Origin of the sequence: Flavobacterium sp. (assembly GCF_041911335.1) — a bacterium.
GTDB lineage: Bacteria > Bacteroidota > Bacteroidia > Flavobacteriales > Flavobacteriaceae > Flavobacterium.
Genome location: NZ_JAYRPD010000016.1, coordinates 1 through 20,897 on the forward strand (window position 1 = coordinate 1; position 20,897 = coordinate 20,897).

General features: G+C 32.7%; 16 protein-coding genes. 10 read left to right on the forward strand and 6 right to left on the reverse strand.

The window, feature by feature from the left end:
- Together ACE3PD_RS01675 and ACE3PD_RS01680 are read right to left on the reverse strand one after the other, a co-directional pair.
- Positions 1–695 (reverse strand): glycosyltransferase family 2 protein (locus ACE3PD_RS01675; RefSeq protein WP_374398924.1); only part of this gene is annotated, 695 nt, incomplete at its 3' end.
- Positions 695–1,378 carry a cell division ATP-binding protein FtsE gene (locus ACE3PD_RS01680; RefSeq protein ID WP_374398926.1) on the reverse strand — a complete coding sequence of 228 codons (684 nt, stop codon included), beginning with the start codon at positions 1,376–1,378 and terminating at the stop codon, positions 695–697. The genes ACE3PD_RS01675 and ACE3PD_RS01680, both read right to left, overlap by 1 nt.
- A gap of 188 nt (positions 1,379–1,566) precedes the next feature.
- On the opposite strand from ACE3PD_RS01680, the gene ACE3PD_RS01685 reads away from it, so the two are divergent.
- The 10 genes from ACE3PD_RS01685 to ACE3PD_RS01730 all read left to right on the forward strand — a co-directional run bounded on the left by ACE3PD_RS01685 (position 1,567) and on the right by ACE3PD_RS01730 (position 16,768).
- The gene (locus tag ACE3PD_RS01685) at positions 1,567–4,578 is read left to right on the forward strand and encodes a tetratricopeptide repeat protein (protein WP_374398928.1); all 3,012 of its coding nucleotides are present in this window, start codon (positions 1,567–1,569) and stop codon (positions 4,576–4,578) included.
- A 66-nt stretch (positions 4,579–4,644) separates the two neighbouring features.
- On the forward strand, positions 4,645–6,399 hold the full coding sequence (locus tag ACE3PD_RS01690) for a TonB-dependent receptor (RefSeq protein WP_374398930.1): 1,755 nt from the start codon (positions 4,645–4,647) through the stop codon (positions 6,397–6,399).
- Positions 6,400–6,568: 169 nt separating this feature from the next.
- Positions 6,569–7,039 carry a hypothetical protein gene (locus ACE3PD_RS01695; protein ID WP_374398932.1) on the forward strand — a complete coding sequence of 157 codons (471 nt, stop codon included), beginning with the start codon at positions 6,569–6,571 and terminating at the stop codon, positions 7,037–7,039.
- 65 nt (positions 7,040–7,104) lie between these two features.
- Positions 7,105–7,431: a hypothetical protein gene (locus ACE3PD_RS01700; protein ID WP_374398934.1), complete on the forward strand. Its 327-nt coding sequence runs from the start codon at positions 7,105–7,107 to the stop codon at positions 7,429–7,431.
- A 51-nt stretch (positions 7,432–7,482) separates the two neighbouring features.
- Positions 7,483–7,932, forward strand: coding sequence for a hypothetical protein (locus ACE3PD_RS01705; protein ID WP_374398936.1), 450 nt, complete (start codon positions 7,483–7,485; stop codon positions 7,930–7,932).
- 235 nt (positions 7,933–8,167) lie between these two features.
- On the forward strand, positions 8,168–9,784 hold the full coding sequence (gene asnB / locus ACE3PD_RS01710; protein ID WP_374398938.1) for an asparagine synthase B: 1,617 nt from the start codon (positions 8,168–8,170) through the stop codon (positions 9,782–9,784).
- Between the two features lie 261 nt (positions 9,785–10,045).
- The gene (gene gyrB / locus ACE3PD_RS01715) at positions 10,046–11,986 is read left to right on the forward strand and encodes a DNA topoisomerase (ATP-hydrolyzing) subunit B (RefSeq protein WP_374398940.1); all 1,941 of its coding nucleotides are present in this window, start codon (positions 10,046–10,048) and stop codon (positions 11,984–11,986) included.
- A 79-nt stretch (positions 11,987–12,065) separates the two neighbouring features.
- The gene (mdh, locus tag ACE3PD_RS01720) at positions 12,066–12,998 is read left to right on the forward strand and encodes a malate dehydrogenase (RefSeq protein WP_264368459.1); all 933 of its coding nucleotides are present in this window, start codon (positions 12,066–12,068) and stop codon (positions 12,996–12,998) included.
- Between the two features lie 301 nt (positions 12,999–13,299).
- Positions 13,300–16,227: a protein translocase subunit SecDF gene (secDF, locus tag ACE3PD_RS01725; RefSeq protein ID WP_374398942.1), complete on the forward strand. Its 2,928-nt coding sequence runs from the start codon at positions 13,300–13,302 to the stop codon at positions 16,225–16,227.
- Positions 16,228–16,306: 79 nt separating this feature from the next.
- Entirely contained in the window at positions 16,307–16,768 is a 462-nt protein-coding gene (locus ACE3PD_RS01730; RefSeq protein WP_374398944.1) for a hypothetical protein, read from the forward strand.
- Positions 16,769–16,815: 47 nt separating this feature from the next.
- On the opposite strand, the gene lgt is transcribed toward ACE3PD_RS01730, so the two are convergent.
- From lgt to folE, 4 genes are all read right to left on the reverse strand, one after another.
- Complete coding sequence (gene lgt, locus ACE3PD_RS01735) at positions 16,816–17,748, reverse strand: prolipoprotein diacylglyceryl transferase (protein ID WP_374398946.1); 933 nt, start codon at positions 17,746–17,748, stop codon at positions 16,816–16,818.
- Between the two features lie 233 nt (positions 17,749–17,981).
- Positions 17,982–18,239: a membrane protein insertion efficiency factor YidD gene (yidD, locus tag ACE3PD_RS01740; protein ID WP_374398948.1), complete on the reverse strand. Its 258-nt coding sequence runs from the start codon at positions 18,237–18,239 to the stop codon at positions 17,982–17,984.
- A gap of 118 nt (positions 18,240–18,357) precedes the next feature.
- Positions 18,358–19,842, reverse strand: coding sequence for a cysteine--tRNA ligase (gene cysS / locus ACE3PD_RS01745; protein ID WP_374398950.1), 1,485 nt, complete (start codon positions 19,840–19,842; stop codon positions 18,358–18,360).
- A gap of 61 nt (positions 19,843–19,903) precedes the next feature.
- Positions 19,904–20,575 (reverse strand): GTP cyclohydrolase I FolE, encoded by a 672-nt coding sequence (gene folE, locus ACE3PD_RS01750; protein ID WP_194094538.1) that lies wholly within the window; start codon positions 20,573–20,575, stop codon positions 19,904–19,906.
- Positions 20,576–20,897 lie beyond the last annotated feature (322 nt).

The window sequence follows — 20,897 nt, forward strand, 5'->3', positions numbered from 1 at the left end:
AAATTATTGTTTAGTAAGAAAAGTAAACCTTCAATCGATTCTTTAGATTTTTTTAAAAAAACTATATTTTCATCTAGCCCATTATGTATTACAACATTTTTTAAATGTTCTATTGGTATATTATTTTTAAATAAATCATATGAAAACAAGGTGTCTTCATGTCTAAGATTTGGTATATTTTCATTAAATTTTACACTTTTGAAAACATTTTTATTGATTAAAAAATTAAGAGTCAAAAATGAAAGATATTTATTTTTATTTCTATTGTTTACAGATAAAGCTTCTCTTTCTTTTCCATAAACCCAGCGAAGAATTCTATTTTTTTCTGGTTTTTCGTTCTGATATTCAATACCTCCATAAATAATTCCCGTATTTGATGAAATATTTTGAATGTAATTTTGAATAAAATCAGAATTTTTCGGAAAAGTATCTGAATCAAGAAATAATAACCAATTATATTTTGATTGATTACTTAATGAATTTCTAGTTTTACTTCTACCTAAATTTTCTTTATTTTCATGGAAAGAACAATTTGCTAAATCGTTTATTTTTCTGTTTTCTTCTAAATATAAAGAACTGCCATCATCCTGAACTAAGATTTCATAAGCAATACCTAATGCATCCGCCTGACTTTTTAATTCCGTAACTAATGGATAAACATGGTAGTTATATGTGGGAATTAAAATTGATAACATTACACCGTTCTTTGAACTACTTCAAACATTTTTCCTCCTTCAAATTTCAAGGTTTTTGAAGGATATTTTAAAACTAAAGCATAATCGTGAGTCGCCATTAAAATGGTTTTTCCGTTTGCGTTGATTTTTCTAAGTACTTCCATAACTTCAACACTGGTTTGTGGGTCAAGGTTTCCTGTTGGTTCGTCTGCTAAAATGATTTCTGGGTCGTTTAATAAAGCTCTAGCAATTCCTACACGTTGTTGTTCTCCACCTGAAAGTTGGTGTGGCATTTTGAAAGCAAAACCTTTCATGCCTACTTTATCTAGAACTTCTTCAATTTTAACCTCCATTTCTTCTTGTTCTGACCAGCCTGTTGCTTTCAAAACAAATAAAAGATTTTCTTTTACGCTTCTGTCAGAAAGTAATTTAAAGTCTTGGAAAACGACTCCTAACTTTCTTCTCAAATAAGGGATGTCACTTTCTTTTAAAGTTGTTAAATCATAATCCACAATGCTTCCTTCGCCATCTGTCAAAGCCAAATCAGCATAAAGCGTTTTTAAAAAACTACTTTTTCCTGAACCTGTTCTGCCAATTAAGTAAATAAACTCGCCGTGTTTTACATCGATATTTACATCGGTTAAAACTGGATTTTTATCTTGATAAATCGTTACATTTTTTAAGGATAGAACTGATTGCGACATATATAAATTGGATTTTAAAATGTAAAAGTAATAACTTAAACTTCTGATTCAAAATTTTAAATCAATTTCGATAAAAATTATTGTATTTGGTTAAAAACTATGTTCAAAAATTGTACAATAATATGTTAAGAAGCTTCGTTAATACTTACAATTAGCCTTATATTTGGAACTTATAAATAACGAATCACATGATAAAGTATTTAAAACTTTCTTTTTTAATGGTGTTTTTTTCTGGAACACTTTTAGCCCAACAATCTTCTGTTTACACGCACGAATTAACGGAGTTTAATCGCGCGGTAGAATTGTACAAAGACAAGCAATATCAAGCAGCCCAAATTCTTTTCGATAAAGTAAAATCGAAAACCGATAATGTGGAAGTAGAATCGGATTGTGCTTACTATATTGCCAATTGTGCGATTCGCTTGGACCAAATGGGAGCAGACGTTTTGGTAGAAAGTTTTGTGGAAGATTATCCAACGAGTACGAAAACAAATCAAGCGTATATTGAAGTTGCTCACTATTATTTTGATCAAGGAAATTATCCAAAATCATTAGAATGGTTCGACAAAGCGGATTCGAATAATATGTCGCAAGCCGAAAGAGAAAAGTATAATTTCCAGAAAGGGTATGCGTATTTCACGGCTAAAAACACAAAAGAAGCTACAAAATACTTCAATCAAGTAGTGAATTCGAAGACTTTTGGAAGTCAGGCGAAATATTATCTTGGTTACATGTCTTATGAAACCGATGATTACAAAAGCGCAAATCAATATTTCGAACAAGTTTCTGACCAAGACAAATACAAAGAAAAAATGGGCTATTTTCAAGCGGATATGAATTTCAAGCTTGGAAATTTTCAAAAAGCCATCGATTTAGGTTTAGAACAAATGCCAAAATCGAAAGGAGAAGAGAAAAGTGAATTGTCGAAAATCATAGGAGAAAGTTATTTTAACCTAAAACAATACGACAAAGCGCTTCCGTATTTATTAGCATATAATGGTAAAAAAGGAAAATGGAATAACACTGATTTTTATCAATTAGGTTACACGTATTACCAACAAAAGGATTACGAAAACGCAATTTCGCAATTTAATAAAATCATTGATGGAAATGATGCGGTAGCTCAAAATGCCTATTATCATTTAGCAGAAAGTTATTTAAAAACCGATAAAAAGCAACAAGCCTTAAACGCTTTCAAAACGGCTTCTGAAATGGAATTTGATCTAAAAATTCAAGAAGATGCGTATTTGAATTATGCGAAATTAAGTTACGAAATAGGAAATCCATATAAATCGGTTCCAGAAGTCATGAATGCTTATTTGGCAAAATATCCTAATACACCATATAAATCTGAAATTAATACGTTGTTGATTAGTTCGTATATCACTTCAAAAAATTATAAAGAAGCTTTATCATTATTAGAGAAAAATAAATCTCCAGAAAACAAATTAGCGTATCAAAAAGTAACGTTTTACAGAGGTTTAGAATTGTACACCGATGGCGATTACAAAGGTGCTTATGCCTTATTTAAAAAATCGTTAGCCGAAAATAAAGATGCTAAATTTACAGCAAGAGCTACTTTTTGGAAAGCCGAAACCGAATACAATTTAGACCAATTTGAAGAAGCAAAATTGAGTTTCAAACAGTTTTTAAATTCGGCTGAGGCTTCAAATACACCTGAATTCAAGAATGCAAATTACAACTTAGCATATTCGTATTTCAAGTTGAAAGAATATGAAAATGCGATTCAATATTTCGATGCTTATACCAAATCTTCAAAAGATGACAGGGTTCGTTTAACCGATGCATATTTGAGATTAGGTGATTGTAATTTCATGGCAGCAAAATATTGGCCAGCTATGGATGCGTACAACAAAGCGATTGATATGAAAAGTGTTGATGCTGATTACGCAGCTTTCCAAAAAGGAATCAGCTATGGATTTGTTAGCAAACCAGATCGTAAAATTGAAGATTTAGAGAAGTTTTCCAAAACGTTTCCAAATTCGCAATATGCAGATGATGCTTTGTATGAATTAGGAAATACTTACGTGAATCAAAACCAAAACGATAAAGGAATTACAACTTACGATAGATTAATCAACGGATACAAATCGAGTTCGTATGTAGCAAAAGCGATTTTAAAACAAGGTTTGATTTACTATAATTCGAATAAAGAAGATTTAGCTTTAACGAAGTTCAAAAAAGTAGTAGCGGAATATCCAAATTCACCTGAATCTATCGAAGCCGTTTCAACAGCGCGTTTGATTTATGTAGATAAAGGTCAAGTAGATGAATATGCAGCTTGGGTAAAAACCTTATCATTTGTAGAAGTTTCAGATGCTGATTTAGATAATGATACGTACGAATCTGCCGAAAAACAATACTTACAAAACAACACCAAACAAGCGATTTCAGGATTTTCAAGTTATGTAAGCAAATTTCCAAATGGATTGCATGCGTTGAAAGCGAATTTCTATTTAGCGCAATTGTATTTTGCTGATAATTTAGAAGCAAATTCAGTTAAACATTATGAATTTGTTGTGGCTAAACCAAGAAATGAATTTACAGAGCAAGCTTTAGCGCGTTTGTGCCAAGTACACTTGAAAGCTAAAAATTATGACAGTGCTATTCCAGTTTTAAAACGTTTAGAAACCGAAGCTGATTTTCCACAAAATATAACGTATGCGCAATCTAATTTAATGAAATCGTATTATGAAAAACAAGATTTCACTAATGCAGTTGTGTATGCCGATAAAGTGTTGAAAAATGACAAAATCGACGACAGAATTAAAAGTGATGCTCAAATTATCGTAGCGCGTTCAGCAATCAAAACGAATGATGAAGCTAAAGCGAAAGAAGCTTATGCTAAATTGCAAAAAATCGCAAAAGGAGAATTAGCTGCGGAAGCTTTGTATTATGATGCGTATTTCAAAAACAAAGAAGGTAAGTTTGAACCATCAAATGTTGTGGTACAAAAAATCGCTAAAGATTATTCAGGATATAAATATTTTGGAGCAAAAAGTTTAATCGTTATGGCGAAAAACTTCTACGGATTAAAAGATAGTTTCCAAGCAACATACATTTTAGAAAGTGTAATTGAAAACTTCAAAGAATATACAGATGTAATCGAAGAAGCGCAAAAAGAACTGGATTTCATCAAAGGAGAAGAAGCAAAACGTAATTCATCAATCACAAACTAATAAAATTTGATAATTGTCTTACTGAACTCGTTTCAGTATCTAGCATCTCATTTAAAAATATAGAACATGAAGAAATTAAATATAATCGCCATAGTTTTAGTCGTATTCGGAATTCAATTTTCATTTGCTCAAGTAAAAGATGAAAACATTGGTTCGGAAGTGGTAAACATTGTAAAACCCTACACACCTACTATTTCAGACGCTTTCAAAGTGAAAGAAACACCTGTTTTAGAAGATGAAGAAGAGCAAAAAAAGGAACCTATTCAGTATAACATCTTCTCATTTCCTGTAGCATCAACATTTACGCCAGCAAAAGGAAAAGCTGCAGGAGTGGATAAAACCGAAAAAGAAAAACTATACAACAATTACGCTACTTTAGGTTTTGGAAATTATCCAACTATCAATGCGGAATTGTTCATTACGCAAAACTTAAGCCGAAGTAATTATGTAGGCGGAATGTTACGCCATTTGTCTTCTCAAGGCGGAATTAAAGATTTGGTTTTAGATGATAAATTCTACAACACCAGTTTAGATGTTACATACGGAGTTCGTGAACGCGACATGAGTTGGAATGTAGATTTAGGCATAAAAAACCAAATTTACAATTGGTACGGTTTACCTACAGAATCTATTGTTTTTGATGACACTACAATTGCAGGAATCGACTCCAAACAAACATACAATACGATTGCACTTGGCGGAAAAATGAGTTTCAAAGACGGAATTTTCAATGATGCTAGCATGCAATTCAAACGTTTTTCTGATGGATTGGATTCGGGCGAAAATCGTTTTTTCATCAAGCCAAATTTCGATTTCGACGTAATGAATCAAAAAGTAAAAGCAGATTTCGTAGTGGATTATGTAGGTGGAAGTTTTGACAGAATGTACGATGTTGATTCGGAGTTAAAATATAGTACAATCATTGCAGGAACAAAACCAAGTATTTTATATCAGCAAGATGATTTATCGGTTCAAATTGGAGCTGGAGTATATTATGCAACTGCAAAAATCAACGGAGAAAGCGATGGAAAAATCTTTGTTTATCCAAATATTAAAGCGTCATACAAATTAGTAGGTGATATTTTAGTAGCTTATGCTGGAGCAGAAGGAGATTTAGAGCAAAATTCGTATGCAGATTTCGTAGATCAAAACCCGTTCGTGTCGCCAACAATGTCAATTGCACCAACCGATAATAAATACGATTTGTATGTTGGGATGAAAGGAAAATTAGCGAGTTCGGTTGCGTTCAATGTTAGAGTATCTAATAAAAATCAAGGAGATCGAGCGTTATTTGTAAGTAATGGTTTTGATGGAACAGGAACGAATACTAACGGTTATGCTTACGGAAATTCATTCGGAGTAGTGTATGACGATTTAAACACACTAAGTATTTTCGGTGAATTAAAAGCCGATTTTTCTAAAAAAGTAACTTTTGGAATAAATGGAACTTACAATAATTTCTCAACAGAAAATGCAGCTGAAGCATGGAATTTACCACAATTGAAAATTACCTCTACTTTAGATATTGATATTACCGAAAAATGGTATGCTGGCGCTTCTATTTTCTTCGTAGGAGAAAGAAAAGATTTAGTTTCGATACAATCTATAGCAGCTGTTTTTCCTCCGATTTTTGATACTAAAGAAATTACACTAGATAGTTTTTTTGATTTAAATGCACATGTGGGGTATAAATATAACAAACGATTAACCGCTTTCTTAAAAGGAAATAACTTAGCTAATCAACAATACAATCGCTGGGCAAATTTCCCAGTACAAGGAATTCAGGTGTTGTTAGGAGCGAATTATAAGTTTGATTTTTAAAACTTCAATATTCAATATTCATAGTTCCAAGTTAAAAATGTTGAATATTCAATTTTGAACAACGAATTTTGAAGTTGAGTAAGTAGTTTTATTAGTTTTTCCAATAACGTTTGTTAAACTGAAATCAAAGATTCATCGAAGTTAAAATATATCTTACAATTAGTATAAAATGAAAAAGTATTTTAGGAGATTATTTTTTTTTCTTTCCATTTTTCTGTTGATGGGGTGTGGTTTTAATAAATATACTTTTAATGATGATAGCATTTCATTTCAATTTAAAAGTAATAGAGAATATGAAGTGACTAAATTTTTTAATGATGATAAAAGTTATCATTATGATTTATGTTATTTTAATAGTGAAAAACAAAAAGATTGTTTTAGTGTTTTTTTATTTGATAAATCTATTGCTGAATATGAAGGCTTAGTTAGTTGTGAAATTGATTTTGATTCAAAAAGAAAAATATTTAAAAAAAAATGTTGTGAAGGAGATAATGTAAATTGTTATGAATCTATTTGGATGGAAAAAAGAATAAAGAATAAGTATTTTGTTTTGACTAAAATACTTGATAATCTTGATTCTAATGAAATTGATTTTCTTGTTGGCAGGTTTGATGAAATTAAAATCATTGAAAAACAATAATCCATAAGTCCCTTAGCGTATTCTAAGTGCCCATTGGGGTTAAATTTTCTCATACATTATGAAAAATGAAAATAAATATTAAAGTTTTTATTCCATCAGTTTTTCTTTTGGTTTCTTGTGATGGCTTTCAAGCTATTGATGGAATGATTGTTGATTCTGAATCTAAAAAACCAATTTCTAATGTTCTGATTAAAGAAATTAATAAGTTTGATGCTTTAGGATTTTCTGATGACCAAGGATATTTTGAATTTCATGAAATATCAGGATTTGCTTTTGGTGACAAAGAAATGACTGTTGTTTTTTGCAAAGAAAATTATATTTCAGATACAATTACTTTTGTAAATAATGAAAGTAAGTTAATTAAGTTGGAAAAAATAGTAGAAAAACAATAATCCTCGCATCTTTAGTGCCTTCTTTGTGCCCTCTGTGGTTAATCTTTCACCATGACATTCAAACAAAAAATAAAATCCCATTATCAAAACCTGTTATCAGAAAAAATAAACGAATTGCGTTTTATGATTTCTGATTTGGCTCAAGATGCACAAAATGATGCGAAAGGTTCGGCTGGTGATAAGCACGAAACCGCTTTGTCTATGATGCATTTAGAGCAAGAAAAACTCAATCAAAAATTAGCAGAAATCATCGGTCAAAAAAATAGCATTGATAAAATTGATGCGGGTGCAATTCACACCAAAGTTGCTCTGGGAAGTTTAGTTCAAACCAATGAAATGCTATTTTATATCAGCGCCGCTTTACCAAAAATCCAACTCGAAAATAAAACGATTATTGCCGTTTCACCACAATCGCCATTAGGAAGTCAGCTACTGGGAAAAAGTGTCGGAGATGTCATTGCAATAAACACCAATCGATTTCAAATAAAAACAATTCAATAATACAGAAGCCACTCACTCGAGTGGTTTTTTTATGATTTGTAACCAAAACAAACTCAAAACCACTTTTAAAGTTTCTGATTTAATTAAAAAATCGTTATTTAGTTTTAAATTATAACTAAAATTAATTTTAAGATTTATTATTTAAACTTAAATATTCAATTTTGCTTCATCAAATTAAGTGAATCTAAAATATCACTTAAACTTATTAACTCTTAAATATTTAAACTAAAAAGTTATGTGCGGAATATTAGCCATTATAGGAAAAGGAAAAGAAGAGGCATTAGTGCAGCAATTGTCAAAAAGAATGAGTCATCGTGGTCCAGATGAAAGTGATATTCATGTAACCGAGAAAGGACATATTTTGGCGCACGAGCGTTTGTCAATTGTCGATTTACACACAGGAAAACAACCCATTCAAGGAACTGTTTCGGCTTGGATGGTGCATAATGGCGAAATATACAATCACAAAAGATTAAGAGAAACGACTTTAAAACATCACACGTTTAGAACTACATCAGATTCAGAAGTTATAGTGCATTTGTATGAAGAGTTTGGTTACGATTTCTGCGATATGTTAGATGGAATTTTCGCTCTAGTAGTTATCGATGGCGATGATTATATCGTTGCTCGCGACCCACTTGGAGTAAAACCTTTGTATTACGGAATGGATGAAAGAGGACGCATGTTTTTTGCTTCCGAAATGAAAGCGATTACCGACCAATGTAAGTCATTCTCGACCTTTCCTCCTGGGCATTATTACACCGAAAAAACAGGTTTCGTAAAATATTACAAACCAGAATGGGAAGCGCACGAAAAAGCAGTTGAAAAACTAGATTTACAAGCTTTACAATCAAGTTTGACACAAGCGGTAGAAAAACGCTTAATGTGTGATGTGCCTTTTGGAGTTTTACTTTCTGGTGGATTAGATTCTTCTTTAATCGCATCCATCACGTCAAGATTGTTAGAAGGTAGCGGACAAGAATTGCATTCGTTTTCTATCGGATTAGATGCTTCGGCTCCCGATTTAGTGGCTGCTAAAAAAGTGGCTGATTTTATTGGAACTACACATCACGAAATTCATTTCACAGTCGAACAAGGAATAGAGATTTTGGATAAATTGATTTGGCATTTGGAAACGTATGATGTTACGTCAATTCGTGCCAGTACGCCAATGTATTTCTTGTCGAAAGCAATTACAGAAAAAGGAATCAAAATGGTGTTGTCAGGCGAAGGTGCGGATGAGATTTTCGGAGGTTATTTGTATTTCCGAAATGCGCCATCCGTGTTAGATTTCCAAAAAGAAACCATCGAACGCGTTCAAAAGTTATTTACTGCCGATTTACTTCGTGCGGATAAATCAACTATGGCACACGGATTAGAAGCAAGAGTTCCGTTTTTGGATAAAGCATTTTTGGATTTAGCAATCAAGATTCAACCTGAAGAGAAAATGCCAAAAACGTATGACGGAATTGAAAAATATATTTTACGAAAAGCATTCGATACACCCGAAAAACCCTTTTTACCCGAAGAGATTTTATGGCGTCAGAAAGAACAGTTTTCTGATGGAGTAGGTTACAACTGGATTGATGCTTTAATCGAGTATTGTTCAAGTCAGGTAACGGATGAAGAATTTGAAAAAGCAAAACTGTTCTTTCCTTATAACACGCCAGTTACAAAAGAGGCGTTTTATTACAGAAGGATATTTCAAAAGCATTTTCCGCAAGAAAGTGCTGCACAAACGGTTCGCAAATGGATTCCAAAATGGCAAGAAAACCAAGATCCAAGCGGAAGAGCAAATGCAGCTCACGTAAAAGCAGATGTGTCAATTGCGGTAGAAAAAGAAGTGGTTTAGTATTTTTTATTAGGTTTGTTGTTTTGAAAAGCCTCTTTAATTGCGTTTTAAAGAGGTTTTTTTTATTTCTTCTGTTTTGAGGGAATTAAAAAATCATGAAAAATTAAATTTAAGGTGGTTTTTATTTGATTTAAGCCACTTTTGTCAAAAATTAACAATTGTTGATAACTTGCCTTTGTGTTAAGTTCGTTTTTGTTTCTTCTTTTTATCTAATTACCTATATTTGTTCATATTAAAAATACTTTATTTAGCACAAATATTATGAGTGAAGAAAATAAAAAAGGTAGTTATTCGGCAGACAGTATTCAGGCATTAGAGGGAATGGAGCACGTAAGAATGCGTCCTTCCATGTATATTGGAGATACTGGAGTTCGTGGATTACACCATTTAGTTTATGAAGTTGTAGATAACTCAATTGATGAGGCTTTAGCAGGACATTGTGACACTATTTATGTAGCCATTAATGAAGATAATTCTATTTCTGTTGAAGATAACGGACGTGGAATTCCAGTTGATTTACATAAAAAAGAAGGCGTTTCGGCACTTGAGGTTGTAATGACTAAAATTGGAGCAGGAGGTAAGTTCGACAAAGATTCTTACAAGGTTTCTGGAGGTCTTCACGGAGTTGGGGTATCGTGTGTTAACGCGCTTTCTGATCACTTAAGAGCTACGGTTCATAGAGAAGGTAAAGTTTACGAACAAGAATACGAAAGAGGAAAAGCGCTTTACCCAGTGAAGCAAATTGGAACTACAGATAAGAGAGGAACAATCGTTACTTTTAAACCTGATGGAACTATTTTTACGCAGACTTTAGAGTATTCTTACGATACATTAGCGTCTCGTTTACGTGAGCTTTCTTTCTTAAATAAAGGAATTACTATCACTTTAACCGATAAACGTGATATTGATGATAAAGGACAACCAAGAACAGAAACTTTCCATTCGAGAGAAGGTTTAAAAGAATTTGTTAAGTTTTTAGATGGAAATCGTGTGCCAATCATTGGTCATGTAATTTCGATGGAAAATGAAAAAGGTGAAATTCCTGTTGAGGTTGCTTTAATTTACAATGAAAGTTATTCAGAAAATATATTTTCTTATGTAAATAATATCAACACTCACGAAGGAGGAACGCACTTGCAAGGTTTCCGTATGGGATTAACGCGTACGTTGAAAAAATATGCAGATGCTTCTGGATTGTTAGATAAATTAAAATTTGAAATTTCTGGAGATGACTTCCGTGAAGGTCTAACAGCAATTATTTCGGTAAAAGTTGCGGAACCTCAATTTGAAGGTCAAACGAAAACGAAACTTGGAAATAGAGAAGTAGTTTCTCCTGTTTCACAAGCGGTGGCTGAAATGCTTGAAAATTATTTGGAAGAAAATCCAAATGATGCAAAAATCATTGTTCAAAAAGTAATTTTAGCTGCTCAAGCACGTCACGCTGCCAAAAAAGCACGTGAAATGGTACAACGTAAAACCGTAATGGGTGGTGGTGGATTACCTGGAAAATTATCAGATTGTTCAGAACAAGATCCAGCAAAATGTGAAATTTTCCTTGTCGAGGGAGATTCGGCAGGTGGAACTGCAAAACAAGGTCGTGACAGAGCTTTTCAAGCGATTTTGCCATTACGTGGTAAGATTTTAAATGTTGAAAAAGCAATGCATCACAAAGTTTTTGAAAACGAAGAGATTCGTAATATTTTCACCGCTTTAGGAGTTACCATTGGTACCGAAGAAGATAGTAAAGCTTTAAATCTTTCTAAGTTGCGTTACCACAAAGTAGTAATCATGTGTGATGCCGATGTCGATGGTTCTCACATTTCAACATTAATTCTAACATTCTTCTTCAGATTTATGAAAGAATTAATTGAAGGTGGTCACGTGTATATTGCAACACCACCTTTATACTTGGTTAAAAAAGGAAACAAAAAAGAATATGCTTGGAACGATGATCAACGTGATTTAGCTAATGAAAGAATGGGAGGAAGTGCTGCAATTCAACGTTATAAAGGTCTTGGAGAGATGAACGCAGAGCAATTATGGGAAACAACTTTGAATCCTGAATATAGAACGCTTCGCCAAGTAACTATTGATAGTTTAACTGAAGCAGATAGAGTGTTTTCTATGTTAATGGGAGATGAGGTTCCGCCACGTAGAGAATTTATCGAGAAAAATGCTGCTTACGCAAAAATTGATGCGTAAATCAATACTTTTTGGTAAATTTGTAAATGAAAAAATGTTGAATTTCAATTTTATATAAATATTTAATATACACAACAAAATGAAAGTAACAATAGTAGGTGCGGGTAACGTAGGTGCAACATGTGCAGATGTTATTTCGTACAGAGGAATCGCAAGCGAAGTAGTATTAGTAGACATCAAAGAAGGTTTTGCAGAAGGTAAAGCGATGGATATTATGCAGTGTGCTACAACAACAGTTTTTAACACACAATTAAGTGGTACAACTGGCGATTATTCTAAAACAGCTGGAAGTGATGTAGTGGTTATTACATCAGGTATTCCAAGAAAACCTGGAATGACTCGTGAAGAATTAATCGGAATCAACGCAGGAATTGTTAAATCGGTTGCTGATAACGTATTAACTCATTCTCCAAACGCAATTATTGTAGTGGTGTCAAATCCAATGGATACAATGACTTATTTAACATTAAAAGCTACTGGATTGCCTAAGCATAGAGTAATTGGAATGGGTGGAGCTTTAGATAGTTCTCGTTTCAAATATTTCTTATCAAAAGCATTAGATAAACCAGCTAACGATGTTCAAGGTATGGTAATTGGAGGTCACGGTGATACTACTATGATTCCATTAACGCGTTTAGCATCATACAATGGTGTACCAGTTTCTAATTTCTTATCTCAAGCTGAGTTAGATAAAGTAGCTGCTGATACTATGGTGGGTGGTGCTACTTTAACAGGTTTATTAGGGACTTCTGCTTGGTATGCGCCAGGAGCTTCTGTAGCATATTTAGTAGATAGTATTTTAAACGATCAAAAACGTATGATTCCATGTTCAGTTTTCTTAGAAGGTGAGTATGGACAAGAAGATATTTGTATGGGAGTTCCATGTATTATTGGTAAAAACGGTATTGAGAAAATCGTTGATGTGCAATTGAATGATGCTGAAAAAGCATTGTTTGCTAAGAGTGCAGATGCAGTTCGTAACATGAATGCCGATTTGAAATCAGTATTGTAATTTCACATCAAAATAAAATTGAAAAACTGTCAAGAAATTGGCAGTTTTTTTTTGTTATAATCATTTTTTAAATATTATTTTTAAATGGTCTTTGTTTCTAAAGATTGGAGTTTTCAACAATATTTTCTGTTTTGTGAAATACTTTTTTAAGTTGCAAGTGTTTCATTTTTAAGGAATAATGTGTTTTTGTGGTGAAACTTAGGTAAAAAGGTTGCTTTAATCGAAAATAAAATTGCTAAATCCTATTGTAAATTATATATTTGTCCGTTTTTATAAAATAGAATAAATAAATTTTAGAATAATGCAGAATAGAGGACTTATTAAATTTTTCGCAATTATCTTTGCTTTGGTATGTGTTTACCAGCTTTCTTTTACTTTCGTAGCGAATAGTGTAGTTTCTGACGCAAAAGCTTTTGCAAAAGGGGATACAGCTAAAGAATTACGTTATTTAGATTCTATCGGTAAAGAAGAAGTATATCCTATTTTTGGATTTACTTACAACAAAGTTAGAGAACAACAAATCAATAAAGGTCTTGACTTAGAAGGAGGATTAAACGTTATTCTTCAAATTTCGGTTAAAGATGTTTTAAAAGGATTGGCTAATGATTCTAAGAATCCAGCTTTTAACAAAGCACTTGCTGATGCAAAAGCAAACCAACAAGGAAATCAAGATTATATCGATGCTTTCTTTGAAGCTGCTAATGCTGCAAATGTGAAATTAGCTGCGGCTGATGTTTTTGGAAACAGAAACCTTGATGAAGTTATTAAGTTTGATATGACTAACAAACAAGTTGAGCCAATCATCAAACAAAAAGTTCAAGAATCAGTAGAAAGTGCTTTCAAAGTATTAAGAGAGCGTATTGATAAATTTGGAGTTACTCAACCTAACATTCAATTATTAGGAAATTCTGGAAGAATCTTGGTAGAATTACCAGGTGCTAAAGACGTAGATCGTATTAAAAAATTATTACAAAGTACGGCTCAATTAGAGTTTTGGGAAACTTATAAAATTGAAGAAGTTGGACAATATTTAATGGCTGTTGAAGAGGCATTAAAGAAAACAGAAGTAGCTGTTAAAGCAGCACCTGTAAAAACTTCTGGAATTGATTCATTATTAACAGACAAAGCAGATTCTACTGCAGCATTAAATAGTCCTTTCTTAGGTAAAATGGTTGCTCCAGGTATGCAAGGTTCTCCATTTGTTGGTGTTTTTAATACAAAAGATACTGCTAAAATCAACTCTTATTTCAAAAGAGATGATATTAAGGCTTTAATTCCTGCTAATCTTGCCAATGTGAAAATTGCATGGGGTAAGACAAACGAAAAAACGCCAGATCAAACAGAATTATATTTGTTAAAAGGAACAAGAGATAATGTAGCTCCTTTAAGTGGTGGTGTAATTGTTGATGCAAGAGATACTTTTGATCAATTAGGTAAGCCAGCTGTTTCTATGCAAATGAATGGAAATGGTGCAAGAAAATGGGAGCAAATTACAGGGGCAGTTTCGCAACAAGGAAATGCAATTGCCATTGTATTAGATAATATCGTTTACTCTGCACCTGGTGTAAGTAAAGGAGCAATCACAGGAGGTCAATCAGAAATTTCTGGGAACTTCACAATTGAAGAAACAAAAGACTTAGCAAATATCTTAAGAGCAGGTAAATTACCAGCTGCTGCAGAAATTGTTCAGTCAGAAGTGGTAGGTCCATCATTAGGACAAGAAGCTATCGATAATGGTATGTTGTCATTCGTTATTGGTTTCGCATTAGTATTATTATGGATGGTAGTTTACTATGGTAAAACAGGATTCTATGCTAACTTGGCGTTATTAGTAAATATCTTATTCATTTTTGGAACATTAGCAAGTTTTGGTGCTGTATTAACATTGCCGGGTATCGCGGGTATCGTATTAACGATTGGTATGGCGGTAGATGCTAACGTAATCATTTTTGAAAGAGCAAAAGAAGAATTAGATAATGGTAAATCGGTACAAGAAGCTACTGATTATGCCTTCACATGGAAAGGAGCAATGTCTTCAATTGTTGATGCTAACGTAACTACTGCTATTACTGCTATTATTTTATTAGTATTTGGTACAGGGCCAATTCAAGGTTTTGCTACAACATTATTGATTGGTATCTTCACATCTGTTATTACTGCGGTTTTTGTAACTAGAATGTTCTTAGATTGGAGTTTAAGTAGAAATGAAAAATTAGCTTATTCAACTTCATTAACTAAAAATTGGTTTAAAAACTTAAACATCGATTTCTTAGGTAAAAAGAAAATTTCTTATGTAGTTTCTGCTATTTTAGTTGTATTGAGTATTTTCTCATTAACTAAAAAAGGTTTGAATCAAGGTGTAGATTTCGTAGGAGGTAGAACGTACCAAGTTCGTTTTGATAAAGCTGTTTCTGCTCCAGAAGTTACTGCTGATTTAGTAGCTGTTTTTGGAAGTGCTGAAGCAAAAGTATACGGTGGAAACGATCAGTTAAAAATTACTACGAAATATAAAGTTGATGAAGAAGGTGAAGGAATTGATAAAGAAGTAAACCAAAAATTATACGAAGGTTTAAAGAAATATTTACCAGCTGATTTAACGTATGATAAGTTTGCAAACCTTTATGAAGGTAAAAAAGTAGGTATTTTATCATCTGCAAAAGTTACAGGGACTATTTCAAAAGATATTAAAACAAACTCTTTATGGGCGGTTTTAGGATCATTATTTGTTGTGTTTGTTTACTTAATGATTAGTTTCCGTAAATGGCAGTTTGGATTTGGTGCGGTTGCAGCAGTTGCGCATGACGTAATTATAGTATTAGGAATTTTCTCTTTCGGATATTCATTCTTACCGTTTAACATGGAAATTGACCAAGCGTTCATTGCAGCTATCCTAACGGTAATTGGATACTCGTTGAATGATACGGTAATTGTATTTGATAGAGTTCGTGAGTACTTAGATTACAACTCATCACCAGATTTCAAAGGATTAGTAAATAAAGCATTAAATACCACATTAAGTAGAACAATCAATACTTCTGCTACAACTTTAGTAGTATTAGTGGCTATCTTCATCTTTGGAGGTGAAACGATCAGAGGTTTCGTATTTGCTATCTTAGTAGGTATCTTAGTAGGAACGTATTCATCTTTATTCGTTGCAACTCCTGCAATGGCTGATGCAATTGGTGAAAAAGAAGGTCGTAAAATGGCTGAGTTTAAAAAAGAAGACTAATTAATTAGTTTCGATATATAAGAAAGTCCTGATTTATGTCAGGACTTTTTTTATATTTATATTTCTAAATTTGAAAACTATGAAATCTAAATTTGTTTTGATTGCGTTATTGTTTGTGTTTTTATCGTGTAATAAGAACAAAGTCTATGACGATTTTGATTCCAGTTTTGATAATAATCGTTGGGATGCATCTGATGTTAGAGTGTTTGAATTCGAAAATACGCAATCGGAAGGTATCTGTGACTTGAAACTACATTTCGGTCATGTAATAGGTTTTCAGTTTAAAGAAGTGCCTTTAGAAGTCGAAATTACAGCTCCTGATGGTAAAACGGAAATGCTTCCTATTACAATGAAACTAATTGATGATTCTGGAAAGGATTTAGGCGATTGTTCAGGAGATGTTTGCGATGTATTTCAAACCATAAAAACCTTTCAAAATTTAGAAAAAGGAAAATATAAAGTAGCTGTTAAAAGTAAATTTTCAGGACCTTATTTGCCGAATGTTCTCGGTGTTGGAATTGTAGTTGAAAAACAAAAATAAAAAAGGCGGTTAGAATTTCTAACCGCCTTTTTGTATATGTAATTTCATTAGGCTTCTTTAACTTCTTTTGCTTTCCAAACAAAGTAAAATCCAATAAATATAAACGGAATACTCAACCATTGACCTGTTGAAAGCGCATTAAAGATTGGATATTGCTCAAATCCACCTTGACTTTCCTTAACAAATTCCACCACAAAGCGAATCGACCAAAGTAGAATTAAGAACAATCCAAATAAGTAACCCGCTTTATTTCTTGCTTCGGTTTTCCAATATAAAAACATTAGAATAGCGAAAACAAAAACATAACAGATAGCCTCGTATAATTGTGCTGGATGTTTTGGTGTAACAGCAGCTAAATATTCTGCAAATTGAGGATTTGTAGCAATAGTATTGTAAGCTTCGTTTTTGTCTCCAATCTGTGTAATTTGCATAGCATCGTTAGTACTATATTTATCTCTTAAAAATTTAATTCCGAATGCTGAACTAGTTTCAGTTCCAACGATTTCTGAGTTGAAGAAATTACCTAAACGAATAAAAATAGCACCTAAAGAAACCGGAATTACAATTCGGTCTAAAATCCATAAAAACGAACGTTTGATTACTCTTCTTTGGATGTAAAACATGGTTAGAATAATAGAAATTGCTGCACCATGACTTGCTAATCCAGCAAAACCAGTGAAATGTAGTGTAGGTTTAGTGCTAATTGGTAATAAAATACTCAACGGGTCTTGGTGAAATAATTCTGGTTGATAAAAAATTACGTGTCCCAATCGAGCTCCCAACATAGTGGCTACCAAAGTGTAAACAAATAACTTATCTAAAGATTCTACCGATTCGTTTTCTCTTATGAAAATAGGTTTCATTACGTACCAGCCTAATCCAAAAGCCAATACCCAAGAAAGACTATAAAAACGTAACATGAAAAATCCTAAATCAATCCCTTCCGAAGGATTCCAAACCATATTGAGTGCGTGAATCATAATTTTTGTTTCTGATTAAAGCGTAAAAATAAATATTATTATTGGGAAACTTGTTAAAATTCCGATAAGAAATTTTCAAGTACAAGAACAAGTTCAAGTTCAAAATTCAATTTTAGGAACACAGATTTAAGAAATTTAAATAATTTTAAAAATTAGTAAAGTGAAACGCTCTGTGCAGCTCCGCTCAACACAATCAAAATCAAAAAAACTCGGTGTAACTCTGTGTAAAAAAATCAAGGAACAGGGTCATAACCACTTCTTCCCCAAGGATGGCAACTGAAAATACGTTTTAAAGCTAACCAGCTACCTTTAAATAAACCATGTTTTTGCAAAGCTTGAATCGTATAAGTAGAACAAGTAGGTTCAAAACGACAAGTAGCCGGTGTAAAAGGTGAAATCCCAACCTGATAAAATCGAACCAATAAAACAAACGGATAAACAAACCATTGTTTTAGTGTTTTTGGATATTTAGATTGGTGTTGGCTACACATAATTATTGATTAAAACGAACTGCTATCTCTGTCAAGCTGAACTCGTTTCAGCTTCTAAAAAAATCTGAAGATAAAAGAGATTCTGAATCGAGTTCAGAATGACAACGATAATTAATATTTAAAAGGTAAAACTAGTTCCTTCTTTTCCGTCTTTTAATTGAATGCCTAAAGCTAATAATTGGTCGCGAATCTGATCCGATAAAGCAAAATTTTTGTTTGCTCTGGCTTCGTTTCGCATTCCAATTAACATTTCAACTACACCGCTTAATTTTTCAGTTGTATTTGAATTTCCGGATGCTTCGTTACTAATTCCTAATACATCAAACAAGAAACTTGAAATCGTATTTTCTAAAAGTTGAATATCTTCAGCAGTTAACGTTTCTTTTCCGTCGTTTACCAAATTGATGTAACGCGCACCTTCAAACAATTGTGCAATTAAAATTGGAGTGTTAAAATCGTCGTTCATCGCATCATAACAACTTTGTTTCCAACTTGCAATGTCTAAAGTAGAACTATTGCCAGCTTTCAACATTGGAATTAATTTGTATGATTCCATTAAACGAGAATATCCTTTTTCGCTAGCTAACATCGCATCGTTTGAAATATCTAAAACACTTCTATAATGCGCTTGTAAGAAACAAAAACGAACAATATTTGGTGCGAAAGGTTTTTCAAAAAAAGTATTTTCACCCGTAACCAATTCCATCGGAAGAATATAATTTGCTGTCGATTTACTCATGCGCAAACCGTTCATGCTTAACATATTGGTATGCATCCAAAAATTCACTGGCGAATGACCGTTACATGCTTTTCCTTGTGCCACTTCACACTCATGATGCGGGAATTTCAAATCCATTCCACCACCGTGAATATCAAAAGTTTCGCCCAAGTATTTCGTGCTCATCGCTGTACACTCTAAATGCCAACCCGGGAAACCTTCACCCCAAGGCGAGTTCCAACGCATAATATGTGCTGGAGAAGCATTTTTCCAAAGCGCAAAATCTTGCGGATTTTTCTTTTCGTTTTGTCCGTCTAAATCTCTAGTGTTAGCAAAAAGTTCTTCGATGTTACGGTTACTCAATTCACCGTAATTCATCCCTTTTTGGTTGTAAGCAAACACGTCAAAATAAACCGAACCATTGCTTTCATAAGCAAATCCAGTATCAATTAATTTTTGAGTTAACTCAATTTGCTCTAAAATATGTCCCGTTGCAGTTGGTTCAATCGTAGGCGGAAGAAAATTAAACGTATCCAAAACCTTGTGAAAATCCACCGTATATTTCTGAACGATTTCCATAGGTTCTAATTTTTCTAAGCGCGATTGTTTTACAAAACGGTCGTTATCCACATCACCATCATCGGTTAAATGACCGGCATCGGTAATGTTTCTAACGTATCTAACTTTATAATCTAAATGTAATAAATATCTAAAAATCACATCAAAACTCATAAACGTACGAACGTTTCCTAAGTGCACATTGCTGTAAACCGTAGGGCCGCAAACATACATCCCAATATTTCCTTCATGAATAGGAGTAAAGGTCTCTTTCTCGCCTGAAAGCGTGTTGTATATTTTTAACGTTTGATTTTTATATAATTCCATTTTTGTGATTGCTCAATATTTGTGATGATTTATTTCAAAATTCTGATATCAAAATTCTAAATTAAAACTGCGTATCTAATTTGATGTAGTCTAAAAACTCTCTACGAACTTTATCTTCTTTAAATTTTCCGCCAAATTCAGCCGTAACTGTACTACTTTCAATATCGCGGATACCTCTAGAATTTACGCATAAGTGTTTCGCATCAATCACGCACGCTACGTCTTCAGTTCCTAGTACTTTTTGAAGCTCTTGAACTATTTGAATATTCAAACGCTCTTGAACCTGAGGTCTTTTAGCATAGTAATCAACAATTCGGTTCATTTTAGATAAACCTACAACGGTACCATTAGAAATATAAGCCACATGAGCGCGACCTACAATAGGTAATAAATGATGTTCACAAGTTGAATAAACCACAATGTTTTTTTCAACTAACATTTCACCATACTTATATTTATTGTCAAATGTAGAAGAACTTGGTTTTTTGTTTGGATTTAAACCGCCAAAGATTTCTTTTACAAACATTTTGGCTACACGATTAGGTGTTCCTTTTAAACTGTCGTCTGTTAAATCTAAACCTAGTGTGTTTAAAATATTTTCAACATCTTTTTTAATCAATTCAATTTTTTCTTCATCGGAAATAGCAAAGGCGTCATTGCGCATTGGAGTTTGAGCACTCGTTGCAATATGATCGTTTCCTAATTCATCTTGAAAATCCTCGTTTTGTATCATCTTAACTAATTAGTTTTAATAGCAATTTTAAAGTGTTGCAAAGATAAATAATAAACTTTAGATTTTATTTGCAAATGTTAATTATTAAAAAAAAAGTGTGTAGCTTTAAATTTTTGTTAAATTTGTGATTCTATAAACTAATTATCAAACTATAAAAAATGAAAAAAGTATTACTTTTTAGATGTACGTCTTCAAACTAAATTGGACTTTTGCTAAGAGAGTATTTAGTTAATAATTCAAAGATAAAAGATTTTTTTGATTAGTTGTTAATTTTGATTTTTGGTACTCATTTCTTCGGTTTATAATAGCCATTTTCTTTAAT

What these genes read in the sequence shown, in the direction of transcription:
- ACE3PD_RS01685 (WP_374398928.1), top strand. Translation starts at nt 1,567, where the DNA reads ATGATAAAGTATTTAAAACTTTCTTTTTTAATGGTGTTTTTTTCTGGA.
- ACE3PD_RS01680 (WP_374398926.1), bottom strand. Translation starts at nt 1,378, where the DNA reads ATGTCGCAATCAGTTCTATCCTTAAAAAATGTAACGATTTATCAAGAT.
- ACE3PD_RS01730 (WP_374398944.1), top strand. Translation starts at nt 16,307, where the DNA reads ATGAAATCTAAATTTGTTTTGATTGCGTTATTGTTTGTGTTTTTATCG.
- mdh (WP_264368459.1), top strand. Translation starts at nt 12,066, where the DNA reads ATGAAAGTAACAATAGTAGGTGCGGGTAACGTAGGTGCAACATGTGCA.
- yidD (WP_374398948.1), bottom strand. Translation starts at nt 18,239, where the DNA reads ATGTGTAGCCAACACCAATCTAAATATCCAAAAACACTAAAACAATGG.
- cysS (WP_374398950.1), bottom strand. Translation starts at nt 19,842, where the DNA reads ATGGAATTATATAAAAATCAAACGTTAAAAATATACAACACGCTTTCA.
- ACE3PD_RS01700 (WP_374398934.1), top strand. Translation starts at nt 7,105, where the DNA reads ATGAAAATAAATATTAAAGTTTTTATTCCATCAGTTTTTCTTTTGGTT.
- ACE3PD_RS01695 (WP_374398932.1), top strand. Translation starts at nt 6,569, where the DNA reads ATGAAAAAGTATTTTAGGAGATTATTTTTTTTTCTTTCCATTTTTCTG.
- secDF (WP_374398942.1), top strand. Translation starts at nt 13,300, where the DNA reads ATGCAGAATAGAGGACTTATTAAATTTTTCGCAATTATCTTTGCTTTG.
- asnB (WP_374398938.1), top strand. Translation starts at nt 8,168, where the DNA reads ATGTGCGGAATATTAGCCATTATAGGAAAAGGAAAAGAAGAGGCATTA.
- folE (WP_194094538.1), bottom strand. Translation starts at nt 20,575, where the DNA reads ATGATACAAAACGAGGATTTTCAAGATGAATTAGGAAACGATCATATT.
- gyrB (WP_374398940.1), top strand. Translation starts at nt 10,046, where the DNA reads ATGAGTGAAGAAAATAAAAAAGGTAGTTATTCGGCAGACAGTATTCAG.
- ACE3PD_RS01690 (WP_374398930.1), top strand. Translation starts at nt 4,645, where the DNA reads ATGAAGAAATTAAATATAATCGCCATAGTTTTAGTCGTATTCGGAATT.
- ACE3PD_RS01705 (WP_374398936.1), top strand. Translation starts at nt 7,483, where the DNA reads ATGACATTCAAACAAAAAATAAAATCCCATTATCAAAACCTGTTATCA.
- lgt (WP_374398946.1), bottom strand. Translation starts at nt 17,748, where the DNA reads ATGATTCACGCACTCAATATGGTTTGGAATCCTTCGGAAGGGATTGAT.